Here is a 13,589-nt window from a genome sequence, read left to right as displayed (position 1 = left end):
TTTTGGCGGTTCCGCGCGTGAGTTTCGCGGGCGAGGTATCACGGCATTTCCGGCCAGCGCAAGGGATGAACGGGCGCCGGCCGCCGCAGCCGCTGGACCAGATGCGACGCCAGTCAGTTGCTGGCGTGAGCGGGGAGGCTGCGTTATAGACCGACGATCATTCGCCAGGGGCCACCGATGTCCTTCATTCCCGACACCACAACACTGATCCAGTTCGCCATCGCCACCATGATCCTGGCGATCACGCCGGGGCCGGATATGACGCTGTTCGTCTCGCGAACACTGAGCCAGGGCCGCGCCGCCGGCTTTGCCTCGCTGGCGGGTGCTCTGTTCGGAACGCTGATCCATACAACTTTGGTGGCGGTCGGCATCTCGGCGCTGATCGTCGCCTCGCCGATGGCCTTCCTGGTGCTGAAAATCTTCGGCGCCGTCTATCTGGTGTTCCTGGCCTGGCAGGCGATGACCAAGGGCTCGGCGTTTTCACCGCAGAAGAAGAATGGCCCGCAGATTTCGCTGTTCCGCAGCTGGGCCGCCGGACTCGGCGTCAATTTGCTCAACCCGAAGATCATCCTGTTCTTCATGACGTTTCTGCCGCAGTTCGTCTCGGCTCACGATCCGAACGCGCCGGGAAAACTGTTCTCCCTCGGCCTCATGTTCATCGTGCTGTCGATCCCTGTGACGGCGCCGATGGTGTTTGCCGCGGAAAGGTTTTCGGCGGCGATGAAGGCCAGCCCGCGCGTAACGCGGGTCGTCGACTATCTCTTTGCCGGTGTGTTTTCGGCCTTCGCGCTCAAGATCCTGACCGCTCAGGCGAAGTAGCGGCCTGCCACCAGCTTCCGGCCCAGCGGCCGGCGCTTAGCCAGTAGAAGATGCCGCCGACCATGCCGCAGCCGATCACCGCGGCGATGGCGCGCGGTTCGGTGACGTCGAAATCCACGTTCTGGTGGACGAAGCCGAGGAAGGCCGCGGCCACCAAGCCGCCCGCGAGTGCATAGAACAGCCAGTCGCGGCGGCTGAGGACCTCGGAGATCAGGATTGCGACCACCGCCGGTATGAAAGCGAAATAGGCGACAAACAGCGCCACGAACGGGATCGAAAAATACAGCGCCGCGGCCGCCGCTGGGTGCGCATCGTCCGGCATATAACCGACGGAAGCCAGGAACAGCACGTTGAGAAAGGCGCTCGCCGCCAATGAGGCGACGACATAGCCGAACAGGATGACAGCGAAACGGAGGATATAGGCGAAGAGGCGGCTCACGCCTCGCCATGCCCCGCAATCATCATGGCTTCCAGCGCCAGGCGGTCGACCTTGCGCATGCGTTCGGAGTCGGATTTGAGCTGCCCGCAGGCGGCCAGGATGTCGCGGCCGCGCGGCGTGCGGATCGGCGAGGCATAGCCGGCATTGTTGATGTAGTCGGCAAACTTCTCGATCGTCTCCCAGTCCGAGCACTGATAGTTGGTGCCCGGCCACGGGTTGAACGGGATCAGATTGATCTTGGCCGGAATGCCTTTGAGCAGCTTGATCAGCCCCTTGGCGTCCTCGATGGAATCGTTGACGTCCTTCAGCATCACATATTCGAAGGTGATGCGCTTGGCGTTGGACAGGCCGGGATAGGCGCGGCAGGCCTCGATCAGTTCCTTCAGCGGATACTTCTTGTTGATCGGCACAAGCAGGTCGCGCAGATCGTCATTGGTGGCGTGCAGCGAGATCGCCAGCATGACCCCTATCTCCTCGCCGGTGCGGAAGATCTCGGGCACCACGCCGGAGGTCGAGAGCGTAATGCGGCGCTTCGACAGCGACAGTCCGTCGCCGTCGGAGGCAATCAGCAGCGCCTTCTTCACCGCCTCGAAATTGTAGAGCGGCTCGCCCATGCCCATCATGACGACGTTGGAGACTTTTCTGCCCTCGGCAGGGACGATGGCGCCGTCGGGTGTGTCGCGGTCGGGGAAATCGCCGAGCCGGTCGCGGGCGGTGAGCAATTGCGCCAGGATCTCTTCCGCCGTCAAATTGCGCACCAGCTTCTGCGTGCCGGTGTGGCAGAACGAACAGGTCAGCGTGCAGCCGACCTGCGAGGAGATGCAGAGCGTGCCGCGGCCTTCTTCGGGGATGTAGACGGTCTCGATCTCGACGGGACGGCCGGCACCGCGCGGCGGAAAGCGGAACAGCCACTTGCGCGTGCCGTCGGAGGAAATCTGCTCCTCGACGATTTCGGGCCGGGCGACGGTAAAATGCTTGTCGAGTTCGGCGCGCAGATCCTTGGAGATGTTGAACATGCCGGCAAAATCGGAGACGCCGCGCACATACATCCAGTGCCAGAGCTGCTGGGCGCGCATTTTCGCCTGGCGCTCGGGCACGATGCCGGCACTGACAAGGGCTTCACCGAGCTCGGCCCGGGTCAGGCCGATCAGCGACGGCTTCTCGGGCGTGGCGCGAGCGCGCAACGCGTCGCGTGCGCCCTCAGTGGTGAGATCGAAGGAAAGGGTCATATCAGCGCCAATATAAGCGAATTGCGGCCGATTTCATCCATCGTGCCGAAAAGAAGCGCGGCGCATAGCACAGGTTGCGGCGAGAGTCATGCGGCGGGAACCGCGCTAGCCTACTTGCACTTGGCGATCGACGTCAGCGCGGCCGAGATGCCTTTCAGCGAAAACACATAGGTCGTCGGATTGCCGCGGCCAGACTTCGCCGAGACCTTCATGTCGGTGCCGGTCTTCATGGCGGCGATCAGCACCGGCTCTTCGGCGGCGTTCTCGACCCAGGCCGACTTGCCGCGGGTGAACATCGAGAACGTCTTCTTGTCGATGGTGACGGTGGCCTTGGAGCCTTCCTGGAATGTGTAGCCGGCGATGAATTGCGGCTCGTAGGACACTTGCTGGCCCGGCCGCTGGCTGACGAAGAAGAACATGTCGCCGTGATCGAGCGTCGGCGGCTGCTTGTCGGTCGGCACGGTGAGCACATAGCAGACCTTGCCGCCCTGCGCCTGGTAGCTGTAGGTGCCCCAGGCATTGTGCTGGCCGATCTTGGTCGCCTGCTGCGCCAGCGCCGGCGCGGCAAAAGCCACCAGGACCAGGCTCGAGACTAGTGCAATCAATCCGCGCATCGCTTTTCCCGTATTCCAAATGGTGCGGGGCAGGCCGGCTTGGCGTCCTGCCCGTCGCTTCATTTTGATTTAATCTGGGTTACCAAACGGTGAATTTCCCTCGGAAAAGGACATTCACCCATGGAAACCACCGCCATTTCCGCGCCGCTTCTTGAAAAAACGGCTTCGCAATGTCCCTGCGGCGACTTGGAGGCCACGAAAGCGGCAAGAGTTTGACTTTTCCAACGGCCGCAGCGGAACCCGAAGCCCAGCCGCTATCGTCCTGTTTGAGCGGAGGATTTCTTCTGAACCAAGTTGCCAACGCGACGCCGATTCAGCTCTTGTCGGCGATCGCCTCCTTGGCGGCCTTGCGGTGCGCAGGGGTGATATGGGCGCTTACCGTGGAGATCGCGGCGGTCAGCACGGCGATGTCGTCGGTGAAGCCGAGGCCGAAGACGAAATCGGGTATGACGTCGACCGGCAGCACGAAATAGCCAAGCGCTGCCAGCAATATGCCCTTGGCACGCAAAGGCGTCTTCCTGTCGAGCGCGCAATAATAGCCGGCGACGACCTCTTCCATGAACGGAATCTGCCGGGCGGCCTTCTTGGCCGTGCGCCAGAATTTGGCGCGCACTTCACTCTCGTCGCCGAGCTTGCTGCCGAAGCCGAAGAAATCAAAACCGGGCTGCTGCGCCATCAATCCTCTCCTTGCCGGCCGTCGCGCTACGCGTTGCGCGCGGCCGCCACGGAAAATGTGGTGAAAGTCCCGGTCCACTGCAAGAGGATGGCGCCGATTTGGCGTTGCCGCCCCAGCGTTCAGCCGCCAGCATACCCATTCATCTTCTTGGCCAGCGCGATGTCGAGCGCAGTGACACCACCGGCATCATGGGTGTTGAGCGTCACGTCGACAGTCTTGTAGACGTTCGACCAGTCGGGATGATGGTCCATCTTCTCGGCGGCCAGCGCGACGCGGGTCATGAAGGCGAAGGCTTCGGAAAAATTCTTGAAGTCGAAGCTGCGCTTGATGGAGGCGCCATCGGCTGCCTGCGACCAGCCGGGCAGTTCGGCCAGTGCGGCGGCGATGGCGTCCTTGCTGAGTTTCTCTCTCGTCATGATGATTTCCCGTGCTATCCCAGTTATTGACCCTCACCATAATGCAAGTCGCCCAAAAGTCCTTTGCGTTTTGGGCTTCCAAATGCACGAACGGCGCATATCGAATGAGCGTAAAGCCGATAAATTCCATACTCTTCGTCTGCCTCGGCAACATCTGCCGCTCACCCCTGGCCGAAGGCGTGTTTCGCGCCGTGCTGGCGGAACGCGGCCGCGACATGGTGCTGGACGATATCGTGCTGGACTCTGCGGCGACCGGCGGCTGGAACCTCGGCGAAGCGCCCGACCCGCGCTCGATCGCGATTGCGGCCCGCCACGGCATCGACATATCAGGGCAGCGGGCACGCAAGGTTAGGCCGGAGGATTTTTCGCGCTTCGACCTGATCCTCGGCATGGACCGGCAGAATGTCCGCGACCTCAAGGCGTTGGCGCCGGCCGGTGCGCGCGAACGTATTCATCTCTTGGCAGAGTTTGCGCAGGGCAAAACCCGCGACGTGCCGGATCCCTATTATGACGGGGCCGAAGCGTTCGCTTCGGTCTACCGCATGATCCGCGAAGCGTCGGAGGCGCTGGCGACGAGGTTGGTGGCGCGGGCGTCGACGCCGGAGAGCGGCCACGCCTCCTCGACAATGTAGGGACCGCCGCCGACCGAATCGCGCGACGACATCAGCACGAAGCGGCCGACGCGAAACGGCAGCGTCGAAAAATTGCCGCGCGCCGACAGGTACTGGGCGACGTCGAGCGGGCTCGAATTGCGCAAGCGTGCCAGCGTAACATGCGGGGTGAACTTGCGCGGGTCGGCGGGCAGGCCGAGCCGCTGGCAGATGCGGTCGATTTCGCCTTGCAGCGCCGAAAGGTCGGGCGAGGCGAAGACGCCGGCCCAGACGGCGTGCGGCTTCTTCTGGCCGAAAGCGCCAACTCCGGACAGGGTGAGCGAGAAGGATGGGCGGTGCACCCGGTCGAGTGCGTTGGCGATTTCGTCGGCGACATGGCCTTCGACGTCGCCGATGAAGCGCAGCGTCAGATGGTAGTTTTCGACATCGATCCAGCGGGCTCCGGGCAGGCCGCCCCTGAGCAGGGACAGCGAAAGAGCGGCGTCACGCGGTATTTCGAGGGCGGTGAAAAGACGCGGCATGGTGAGCCTCCCTTCCTCGAATCGAACTGTGCCCCTAGCGAATCATCGATAGTCAAACGGGGCAAGTGGTTTGTTGGTTGCAGGCATTTTTACGAACAGGCGACCCGGGCCTTCTGCAGCCCGGTCTTTTGTTTCAAAGTTCGCGCGAGGCGAACAGCGTCCTCTCTCTTGATGATAATGGCCATATGACCCTCCTTTTGGAGGCTATATGTCCTTTTTGGCCACACCGGTCAAAATGATCGCCGCGTGTTATTCTCGTCACGCCGGCGTTCAACCGCCACCCTGAACTGCCGCAATCGCCTTCTCCACGGCGGGCAGGATGCGCTCGACCATCGCTGCGACGCCCTTCGGATTGGGATGCAGGCCATCCTCCAACTGCAGGCCGGACTGCCCGGCGACGCCATCGAGAAAAAACGGATAGAGCGGCACATCGTATTTCGCGGCAAGCTTTGGATAGATCGCATCGAAGGCGTTCTGGTAGTCGGCGCCGAGATTGGGAGCGGCGCGCATGCCGGCCAAAAGCACCGCGATCTTGCGCGCTTTCAGCTTCGCCAGCATGTCGTCCAGGTTCTTTTCCGTGATGCTGGGCGAGACGCCGCGCAGCATGTCGTTGGCGCCGAGTTCGAGGATAACCAGCCTTGTCCCATCCGGTACCGACCAGTCAAGCCGTGCCAAGCCGCCGCTCGAGGTGTCGCCTGAAACGCCGGCGTTGGCTACGGTGACGTCATGGCCTTTGGCGCGCAGCGCAGCTTGCAATTTGTCGGTAAAGCCATCGCCAGGCCCGAGGCCGAAACCGGCCATCAGGCTGTCGCCGAAGCCGACGATGGTGAACGTCTCGGCGCGCACGGACGAAATGGCGCCGCAAAGGGTGACGAAAAGGACGAGCCCTGCGGCATTCAAGCGTTTGAAAGACATCTTGCGTTTGAAAGACATGTGGCAGGCCCCATATACCCGAGGAATTCTTCCGGCGGCGGCTTCCGGCAAGCAGAGCCTTCATCCTGATATAGGACGCTTTAATTGTGACAGAAGCCGTCATCGCGCTGAAAGACATATCCCTGACCCTGGGCCAAGGGGCTTCGTCCGTGCATGTGCTGAAAGGCGTCAGCCTTGACGTGACGCGCGGCGAGGCGACCGGCATTGTCGGCCCTTCGGGTTCCGGCAAGTCGACCTTGCTGATGGTGCTTGCCGGGCTGGAGCAGGTCGATTCGGGGACGGTGCGGATCGCCGGCGAATTGCTGAACGGCAAAAGTGAGGACGAGGTCGCATCGTTTCGGGGCCGAAACATCGGCATCGTCTTCCAGTCGTTCCATCTCATTCCCAACATGACGGCGCTCGAAAATGTCGCGGTGCCGCTGGAACTGGCCGGCCATGCCGATCCGTTCGGTGTCGCGGCGCGCGAGCTGGCAGCGGTGGGCTTGAGCGACCGCGTCACCCACTATCCGGGCGAGCTGTCCGGCGGCGAACAGCAGCGCGTGGCGATCGCCCGCGCGCTGGCGCCGTCGCCGCGCATTCTCATCGCCGACGAGCCGACCGGCAATCTCGACCAGGCGACGGGGCGGCAGGTTGCCGACCTTTTGTTCGCCAAAGCGGCCGAGCGCGGCATGACCTTGGTGCTGGTCACGCACGATCCGGCCCTTGCGGCGCGCTGCTCGCGCCAGGTGTCGATGCGCTCGGGCCGCATCGAGGATGCGCCGGTAGCGCAGGTCAAGGTGCCGGCCTGATGCCACTGTCGCAGACGCTGAAGCTCGCGTTCCGCTTCTCGCTGCGCGAGATGCGCGGCGGGTTGTCGGGTTTCCTGATCTTCCTTGCCTGCATTGCGCTCGGCGTCGCTGCAATCGGCGGGGTCAATTCGGTGGCGCAGGCGATCACCGCAGGCGTTGCAGACCAAGGCCAGACGCTGCTTGGCGGCGACTTGCGCTTCCAGCTCAACCAGCGCGATGCGACGCCAGCCGAAAGCACCTTCCTCGACCGCCTCGGCACTGTGTCGCACAGCGCCAATATGCGCTCGATGGCGCGGCTGGATGACGGCTCCGACCAGGCGTTGGTTGAGGCCAAGGCTGTCGACGACGCCTATCCGCTCTATGGCGCGCTCGATACCGCGCCGCAGCTTGGCAGAAAGGATTTGTTCGACGAGAAATCAGGCGTCTTTGGCGCCGCCGCGCCCGACCTGTTGTTCGACCGGCTGAATGTGAAGATCGGTGACCGGCTGAAGGTCGGCAGCGCGACATTCGAATTGCGGGCCAGGCTGGTGAGCGAACCGGATGCGGTGTCGGACGGTTTCGGCTTCGCGCCGCGGCTGATGGTCTCGACCGCGGGGCTTGCCGCGTCCGGCCTGGTCCAGCCGGGCAGCCTGGTCGAGAATGCCTACAAGGTTCGGCTGCCGGCCGGCGCCAGCGAGGCCGATCTCAAGACCATCCAAGATCGGGCGGCGAGCGATTTCCCTGAAGCCGGCTGGTCGATCCGCACGCGTTCCAATGCGGCGCCGGCGCTGTCGGCCAACATCGAGCGCTTCTCGCAATTCCTGACGCTGGTCGGGCTGACGGCGCTGGTGGTCGGCGGCGTCGGCGTTGCCAATGCGGTGCGCGCCTATCTCGACGGCAAGCGCGGCGTCATCGCCACCTTCAAGAGCCTTGGCGCCTCGGGCGGCTTCGTCTTCACCGTCTATCTCGTGCAAATCCTGATGATCGCCGGCCTCGGCATCGCGCTTGGCCTCATCCTCGGCGCCGCCATGCCGTTTGCAGCCAGCGCTGCGCTCCAGTCGTTCATTCCGGTGCCGGCTAAAGGCGGCTTCTATCCCGGTGCGCTGGCTCTTGCCGCGCTGTTCGGGCTGCTGGTGACGCTTGCCTTCGCGCTGTTGCCGCTCGGCCGCGCCCGCGATGTGCCGGCGACCGCGCTGTTTCGCGAAATGGGTTTTGAGGGCCGCGGCTTTCCACGCCTGCCCTATCTTGCCACGGCGGTCGGCATCGCGCTCGCTTTGGCCGCTTTGGCCATCCTGTTTTCCGGCGACCGGCGCATCGCCACGGTCTTCGTCGGCGCGACGGTCTTTGCTTTTCTGGTGTTGCGCCTGGTCGGTGCGTTGGTGCAGTGGGTGGCGCGCAAAAGCCCGCATGCGCGCTCGGTCGCGCTTCGGCTCGCCATCGGCAACATCCACCGGCCCGGCGCGCTGACGCCGTCCGTCGTGCTGTCGCTGGGCCTCGGCCTAACGCTTTTGGTGACGCTGGCGCTGATCGACGGCAATCTCAGGCAGCAGATCTCCGGCAGCCTGCCGGAACGGGCGCCGAATTTCTTCTTCGTCGACATCCAGAATAGCGAGGTCGATGCCTTCTCGACATTGATCGGCAATGAGGCGCCGAAGGGAACGCTCATCAAGGTGCCGATGCTGCGCGGCCGGGTGATGGCGCTGAACGGCGTTAGTGTCGACAAGGCCAATGTGCCATCGGAAGGCGCCTGGGTGCTGCGCGGCGATCGCGGCCTGACCTACGACGCCAAACAACCGGCCAATGCGACATTGACCGAGGGCAGCTGGTGGCCGGAGAATTACAGCGGCGAACCGCTGGTTTCGTTCTCCAACGATGAAGGCAAGGCGCTCGGCCTGAAGCTTGGCGATGCCGTCACCGTCAATGTGCTCGGACGCAATGTGACGGCCAGGATCGCCAATTTCCGAGAGGTGCAATGGGAGACGATGGGCATCAACTTCGTCATGGTGTTCTCGCCCAACACTTTTGCAGGCGCGCCCCATGGCTGGCTGGCGACGCTGACCGAAAAGGATGCCACGGCAGCAGAGGATGCCCGCCTGCTCAACGCCGTCACCCGCGCCTTCCCGGCGGTGACGACAGTTCGGGTCAAGGACGCGCTCGACGTCGTCAACCGGCTGGTCGGCCAGCTCGGCACGGCGATCCGGGCCGCGGCCGGCGTGGCGATGATCGCTTCGGTGCTGGTGCTGGCCGGCGCGCTCGCCGCGGGAAATCGCGCCCGCATCCACGATGCCGTGGTGCTGAAGACGTTGGGCGCCACGAGGCGCACGCTGATCGCGGCGTTTTCGCTGGAATACATGCTGATCGGCCTGGCCACCGCGGTGTTTGCGTTGGCTGCCGGCGGCATCGCCGCCTGGTACATCGTTGCCCGCATCATGACGTTGCCGTCGCATTTCATGCCGGAGGTGGCAGTGGCGACCTTGGTGTTTGCGCTGGTGATCACGGTCGGCATCGGCCTTGCCGGCACCTGGCGGGTGCTCGGGCACAAGGCGGCGCCGGTGCTGCGCGACCTCTAGGCCCAAAACGGCAAGGTTGGCCGAATCTGCCGTTTCCGATTAAATCTTGGTAATGTGCAGTCATGGAAGCCCAAGAAAACCGGCTTCCGGAGATTCACCAAGCGTTGCAGCCCGTTACGGTCTTGTTCTTGACGTCAAGAACCATCATATTTCGCCACAGGCATGCTGGAGCCCCGCCAGCGGCGCCCAGGTCCGAAAGGGCCTGACACCGTACGGGGCAGAAGCAACAGAGGATTCCAATGGCTGAGCCCATTCGCAACTACCAGACTTCGGCCGTGCCGGGCGCGCGCGCCGACATCGACCAAGGCCTGCGCACTTACATGCTCAAGGTCTACAATTTGATGGGGCTTGGCCTCCTCATCACCGGCGTCGCCGCCTGGGGCGCTTTCCAGCTCGCCGTCACCGGCGACGGACAGCTGACCGCTTTCGGCACGCTGATCTATGCCAGCGCCTTCCGCTGGGTGGTCATCCTGGCTCCGCTCGCCGCCGTCTTCTTCCTGTCGTTCAGGATCCAGTCGATGAGCGTGGCCGCGGCGCAAACCACCTTCTGGGTCTATTCGGGCCTGGTCGGCCTGTCGCTGTCGACCATCTTCCTGGTCTACACCGGCGCCTCGATCACTCAGACCTTCTTTGCCACGGCGGCCGCCTTCGGCGCGCTGTCGCTCTACGGCTACACGACCAAGCGCGACCTTTCGGCGTTCGGCTCGTTCCTGGTCATGGGCGTGGTCGGCCTGGTGATCGCCATGCTGATCAACATCTTCCTGCAGTCGTCGGCGCTCGGCTTCGCCATCTCGGCGATCGGCGTGCTGATCTTCGCCGGGCTCACCGCCTATGACACGCAGACCATCAAGGAAATGTACTACGAAGGCGATCAGGCCGACGTTGCCGGCCGCAAGGCGATCATGGGCGCGTTGAGGCTATATCTCGACTTCATCAACCTGTTCATGTTCCTGCTGCAGTTCATGGGCGATCGCCGCTAGGCGGTCTTCCCATCAGGCAACTGGACCAGCTGATATCAAGAGGGCGGCCAACGGCCGCCCTTTTCTTTTGTGCCGGCCTTTGCTGTCATGGAGGCAGATGAATCGTCTGCATAAATCATGAGCACTATTTCCATCCGCGCGGCCTTGGAAGGCGACCTCGGCCGAATCACCGAGATCTACGGCGATGCCGTGACGCATGGCACCGCGAGCTATGAGCTCGAGCCGCCCAGCCGCACTGAGATGGGTGGGCGCTTCGACAGCCTGACGGCGGGGGGCTTTCCCTATCTGGTGGCGGAACGAGATGGCGCGCTGCTCGGCTACGCCTATGCCGGCGCGTTCCGGCCGCGCCCGGCCTACCGCTTCATCGTAGAGGATTCCGTCTATGTCGCGCCTGATGCGAAGGGCCAGGGCGTCGGGCTGCTGCTGATGCAGGCGCTGATTGAAGCCTGCCGTATGGCGGGCTTTCGCCAGATCGTCGCGGTGATCGGTGACGGCCATGCAGACAGCGCCTCGGTGCGGCTGCATGAAAAGCTCGGCTTTCGCCATTCCGGTCGCCTGGAAGGCTCCGGCTACAAGCATGGGCGCTGGCTTGACACGGTGTTCATGCAGCTGTCGCTGAATGGCGGCGCAACGGTTCCGCCCGATCCGCATTCGCTGCCGGAGCGGAAGTTTCGTGAGAGCCTGAGGAGCGGGAATTGAGGAGTTGAAGAACTGAAGAATTGAGGATTTGAATAGCAACAAACCCGGCGGTATTTCGACCGTTACATCCTCTTTTTTCAATTCTTCAATTCTTCAATTCTTCAATTCTTCAATTCCCCAATTCTCAATTAGGCCTGGACAATCTTCAGCTTAGCATCGAAGACGTTGAGCACGCGACCGAGTTCCTGGCCGCGCTTGAGGATTCGGCCGCCGGCGGCGATGACGGCGAAGGCGCCTTGCCGGCGCGCCAGTTTCGGATCCTTGACGATCTGGAACAGCGGCACTTCGCTGGCCCGGCGGAAGACTGAAAACACAGCCCGATCAGACAGATGATCGATGGCATAGTCGCGCCATTCGTTGGCGGCGACCATGCGTCCGTACAGCCTCAGGATCTCGTCGAGTTCACGCCGGTCGAAACGGACCGGCTGGTCGAGGCGTTCGCGTCGCGCCTCGTGCAGCGGGATCAATATTGCGGATGCGTCCCCATCCTCCGTCCCACCGCTGCGATCGGTCATCCCGCGATCCCTTTGAAAATGAATCTCGCTTGCAGAAGTTGGCGTGTTCGCCGTGGAATTGCAAGGCCCGGCTAACCATCCCGGGACCGCGCTGTTTTCGCAACGTCCAGTCACTTTTATAAAACGCGGTGTTTGAATTGGTGATGCCTCGCCACATTTCCGCCTTTTTTTATCCGCGCTCATGCCCCAATGTCCGACGAATTTACCGGCGTTGCCTGAGACGGTTCGGTCCGGCACCGGCTCGTAAACCCCAAGCCCCCCGCCCACGGGTCTGCGTCGGATCGAACCAACCTCGGACTTTCCTCAGGGAGAGACCGGGTGCGACGATCCCAAAACCTAAATGACCGACGTCAGAAGCAAGCTGACGTCGGTTTTTTTGTTTTTGGCTGCTTGAAGAATTTGCCGGAGGCTGCGGTGCCCAGTTTGCGGGCGCATCCCCTCACCCGGATTGCCAGCCGAATTGCAACAGCAATTCGGGCCAATCCGACCTCCCCCGAGCGGAGAGGAGTTCGCGCCAGCGCTGATTCAGCCCCTTCTCCCCTCGGGGAGAAGGTGGCCGAGAGCGGCCGGATGAGGGGGCCTCTTAAGGCTTGTGAATAAACGCCGCGCCCAGAATAGGCCCTGGCAGGCCGTCCTTGCCGACCGATTGCAGCAGCACGGCGCAGCCGCCTTTCTTGGCGATCTCGGTCATCGGCAATTCGTAGCGCTGCGCCTTGCCGTGCCACATGCCGGCGGTCTGGATGCCGGTGACGGCGTTCCAGTAGGTCATGCTGCGGCCGGTGTTCTCGCCCTTGGCGATGGTCACCGTCTGCGGTGGTTCGAAATAGACGATGACGACATGGGCGTCGCTCGGGCCGCTACCGGCGTCGCCGGCATCGATCATGACGCGATCGCTGGTGCGGCTGACCTTGACGCTGACCCGCATGCCTTCACCGGATTTCTCCATGCGGGCAAGCGCGCCGTCGACCTCCTTGCGGCTGGCGCCGTTGACATGGCTGCGACCATTGATGACGGCTTGCGGCGTGTAGACGGAGCGGGTGCCGAAGGCGCGCATATAGTCATATTGCCGGTCGGTATTGTCCTTGCTGCTCAGCGTGTCCTGCCAGCCGAGATAGTCCCAGTAATTGACGTGGTAGGCGAGCGCGACGACGTTGTCCTTGGCCGCCAGCTCGGCAAAGAAAGCGTCCGCCGGCGGGCAGGAATTGCAGCCCTGGCTGGTGAACAGCTCGACCACGCCCAAGGGCCTGTCAATCTGCGGTTTGTCGGTCTGGGTCGTTCCCGATTCCTCGGCGAACCCGGTCCCGGCAAGCGCCGAGAAGGCCAGCGCAAAAGCCGCAAGCCGCAGAGGTTGTCGAGGTGCCATGATCGTTCCGATTCCCGCCGGTGACGCCGGCCTTGTTCTGGTTGCCCAGATTTGTGGCAGAAGCGACAGTCAACGGGAAGTCACGTTGCGGTGAAATTTTTGCTGCCGCAACCATGGGTATGGCATCACAGGGGGAGCACTTCACCGCCCGGTTCGATCGGGAGCATGGCATCAGGAGCGTGGGGCAGATCTTGCTGAGCCCAGCCGGTTTTTACTCCTGTCGTACAGGGCGGGGCTTCGATCGGGTCGGGCAATGCTTTGGAAAGACTGGGAGTAGGGAGTAGGGAGTAGGGAGTAGGGAGTAGGGAGTAGGGAGTAGGGAGTAGGGAGTAGCGAGTAGGGGATGTCGTTCCCCGCTACCGCCCAATCCCTACTGCCTAAGCCCTGGCCGCTACGCGGCCAGATCGCGCAGCACGTATTGCAAAATGCCGCCATTC

General features: G+C 62.9%; 15 protein-coding genes. 6 read left to right on the top strand and 9 right to left on the bottom strand.

Annotation, left to right across the window (positions count from 1 at the left end):
- The first annotated feature begins 177 nt into the window (after positions 1-177).
- Positions 178-819: a LysE family translocator gene (locus NKK50_RS30385; protein WP_023671715.1), complete on the top strand. Its 642-nt coding sequence runs from the start codon at positions 178-180 to the stop codon at positions 817-819.
- Here NKK50_RS30385 and NKK50_RS30380 read toward each other — a convergent pair.
- The 5 genes from NKK50_RS30380 to NKK50_RS30360 all read right to left on the bottom strand — a co-directional run bounded on the left by NKK50_RS30380 (position 791) and on the right by NKK50_RS30360 (position 4,193).
- Entirely contained in the window at positions 791-1,258 is a 468-nt protein-coding gene (locus NKK50_RS30380) for a hypothetical protein (protein ID WP_023694539.1), read from the bottom strand. The two genes, NKK50_RS30385 and NKK50_RS30380, sit on opposite strands and share 29 nt — an antisense overlap.
- A complete protein-coding gene (gene rlmN, locus NKK50_RS30375) occupies positions 1,255-2,487 on the bottom strand; it encodes a dual-specificity RNA methyltransferase RlmN (protein ID WP_023710246.1) in 1,233 nt (410 codons plus the stop codon). Before rlmN ends, NKK50_RS30380 begins: the two co-directional genes overlap by 4 nt.
- 110 nt (positions 2,488-2,597) lie before the next feature.
- Positions 2,598-3,101, bottom strand: a complete 504-nt coding sequence (locus NKK50_RS30370; RefSeq protein ID WP_023671718.1) for an invasion associated locus B family protein — start codon at positions 3,099-3,101, stop codon at positions 2,598-2,600.
- Between the two features lie 313 nt (positions 3,102-3,414).
- Positions 3,415-3,777, bottom strand: coding sequence for a YkvA family protein (locus NKK50_RS30365; RefSeq protein ID WP_023671719.1), 363 nt, complete (start codon positions 3,775-3,777; stop codon positions 3,415-3,417).
- A 119-nt stretch (positions 3,778-3,896) separates the two neighbouring features.
- A complete protein-coding gene (locus NKK50_RS30360; RefSeq protein WP_023745436.1) occupies positions 3,897-4,193 on the bottom strand; it encodes a 4a-hydroxytetrahydrobiopterin dehydratase in 297 nt (98 codons plus the stop codon).
- A gap of 104 nt (positions 4,194-4,297) precedes the next feature.
- On the opposite strand from NKK50_RS30360, the gene NKK50_RS30355 reads away from it, so the two are divergent.
- Positions 4,298-4,825, top strand: coding sequence for a low molecular weight protein-tyrosine-phosphatase (locus tag NKK50_RS30355; RefSeq protein WP_081726171.1), 528 nt, complete (start codon positions 4,298-4,300; stop codon positions 4,823-4,825).
- On the opposite strand, the gene thpR is transcribed toward NKK50_RS30355, so the two are convergent.
- Together thpR and NKK50_RS30345 are read right to left on the bottom strand one after the other, a co-directional pair.
- A complete protein-coding gene (gene thpR / locus NKK50_RS30350) occupies positions 4,729-5,325 on the bottom strand; it encodes an RNA 2',3'-cyclic phosphodiesterase (RefSeq protein WP_023683839.1) in 597 nt (198 codons plus the stop codon). The two genes, NKK50_RS30355 and thpR, sit on opposite strands and share 97 nt — an antisense overlap.
- A 270-nt stretch (positions 5,326-5,595) precedes the next feature.
- Positions 5,596-6,240, bottom strand: a complete 645-nt coding sequence (locus NKK50_RS30345) for an arylesterase (protein ID WP_023745434.1) — start codon at positions 6,238-6,240, stop codon at positions 5,596-5,598.
- A gap of 104 nt (positions 6,241-6,344) precedes the next feature.
- On the opposite strand from NKK50_RS30345, the gene NKK50_RS30340 reads away from it, so the two are divergent.
- The 4 genes from NKK50_RS30340 (at position 6,345) to NKK50_RS30325 (ending at position 11,274) form a co-directional block, all read left to right on the top strand.
- Entirely contained in the window at positions 6,345-7,046 is a 702-nt protein-coding gene (locus NKK50_RS30340; RefSeq protein ID WP_023745433.1) for an ABC transporter ATP-binding protein, read from the top strand.
- Complete coding sequence (locus tag NKK50_RS30335) at positions 7,046-9,595, top strand: ABC transporter permease (RefSeq protein WP_023755647.1); 2,550 nt, start codon at positions 7,046-7,048, stop codon at positions 9,593-9,595. Before NKK50_RS30340 ends, NKK50_RS30335 begins: the two co-directional genes overlap by 1 nt.
- 239 nt (positions 9,596-9,834) lie before the next feature.
- The gene (locus tag NKK50_RS30330; protein ID WP_023671726.1) at positions 9,835-10,575 is read left to right on the top strand and encodes a Bax inhibitor-1/YccA family protein; all 741 of its coding nucleotides are present in this window, start codon (positions 9,835-9,837) and stop codon (positions 10,573-10,575) included.
- A 117-nt stretch (positions 10,576-10,692) separates the two neighbouring features.
- Complete coding sequence (locus NKK50_RS30325; protein ID WP_023698867.1) at positions 10,693-11,274, top strand: GNAT family N-acetyltransferase; 582 nt, start codon at positions 10,693-10,695, stop codon at positions 11,272-11,274.
- Positions 11,275-11,402: 128 nt separating this feature from the next.
- Here NKK50_RS30325 and NKK50_RS30320 read toward each other — a convergent pair whose 3' ends face one another.
- Together NKK50_RS30320 and NKK50_RS30315 are read right to left on the bottom strand one after the other, a co-directional pair.
- Positions 11,403-11,789, bottom strand: a complete 387-nt coding sequence (locus NKK50_RS30320) for a DUF2794 domain-containing protein (RefSeq protein WP_023683844.1) — start codon at positions 11,787-11,789, stop codon at positions 11,403-11,405.
- 583 nt (positions 11,790-12,372) lie between these two features.
- Complete coding sequence (locus tag NKK50_RS30315) at positions 12,373-13,152, bottom strand: DUF1223 domain-containing protein (protein WP_023671730.1); 780 nt, start codon at positions 13,150-13,152, stop codon at positions 12,373-12,375.
- Positions 13,153-13,589 lie beyond the last annotated feature (437 nt).

It is taken from the genome of Mesorhizobium sp. M0001, from assembly GCF_040324255.1.
Taxonomy (GTDB): Bacteria; Pseudomonadota; Alphaproteobacteria; order Rhizobiales; family Rhizobiaceae; genus Mesorhizobium.
This window is presented reverse-complemented; position numbering and strand designations above follow the sequence as displayed.

What these genes read in the sequence shown, in the direction of transcription:
- NKK50_RS30385 (WP_023671715.1), top strand. Translation starts at nt 178, where the DNA reads ATGTCCTTCATTCCCGACACCACAACACTGATCCAGTTCGCCATCGCC.
- rlmN (WP_023710246.1), bottom strand. Translation starts at nt 2,487, where the DNA reads ATGACCCTTTCCTTCGATCTCACCACTGAGGGCGCACGCGACGCGTTG.
- NKK50_RS30370 (WP_023671718.1), bottom strand. Translation starts at nt 3,101, where the DNA reads ATGCGCGGATTGATTGCACTAGTCTCGAGCCTGGTCCTGGTGGCTTTT.
- NKK50_RS30365 (WP_023671719.1), bottom strand. Translation starts at nt 3,777, where the DNA reads ATGGCGCAGCAGCCCGGTTTTGATTTCTTCGGCTTCGGCAGCAAGCTC.
- NKK50_RS30360 (WP_023745436.1), bottom strand. Translation starts at nt 4,193, where the DNA reads ATGACGAGAGAGAAACTCAGCAAGGACGCCATCGCCGCCGCACTGGCC.
- NKK50_RS30355 (WP_081726171.1), top strand. Translation starts at nt 4,298, where the DNA reads ATGAGCGTAAAGCCGATAAATTCCATACTCTTCGTCTGCCTCGGCAAC.
- thpR (WP_023683839.1), bottom strand. Translation starts at nt 5,325, where the DNA reads ATGCCGCGTCTTTTCACCGCCCTCGAAATACCGCGTGACGCCGCTCTT.
- NKK50_RS30345 (WP_023745434.1), bottom strand. Translation starts at nt 6,240, where the DNA reads ATGTCTTTCAAACGCTTGAATGCCGCAGGGCTCGTCCTTTTCGTCACC.
- NKK50_RS30335 (WP_023755647.1), top strand. Translation starts at nt 7,046, where the DNA reads ATGCCACTGTCGCAGACGCTGAAGCTCGCGTTCCGCTTCTCGCTGCGC.
- NKK50_RS30330 (WP_023671726.1), top strand. Translation starts at nt 9,835, where the DNA reads ATGGCTGAGCCCATTCGCAACTACCAGACTTCGGCCGTGCCGGGCGCG.
- NKK50_RS30325 (WP_023698867.1), top strand. Translation starts at nt 10,693, where the DNA reads ATGAGCACTATTTCCATCCGCGCGGCCTTGGAAGGCGACCTCGGCCGA.
- NKK50_RS30320 (WP_023683844.1), bottom strand. Translation starts at nt 11,789, where the DNA reads ATGACCGATCGCAGCGGTGGGACGGAGGATGGGGACGCATCCGCAATA.
- NKK50_RS30315 (WP_023671730.1), bottom strand. Translation starts at nt 13,152, where the DNA reads ATGGCACCTCGACAACCTCTGCGGCTTGCGGCTTTTGCGCTGGCCTTC.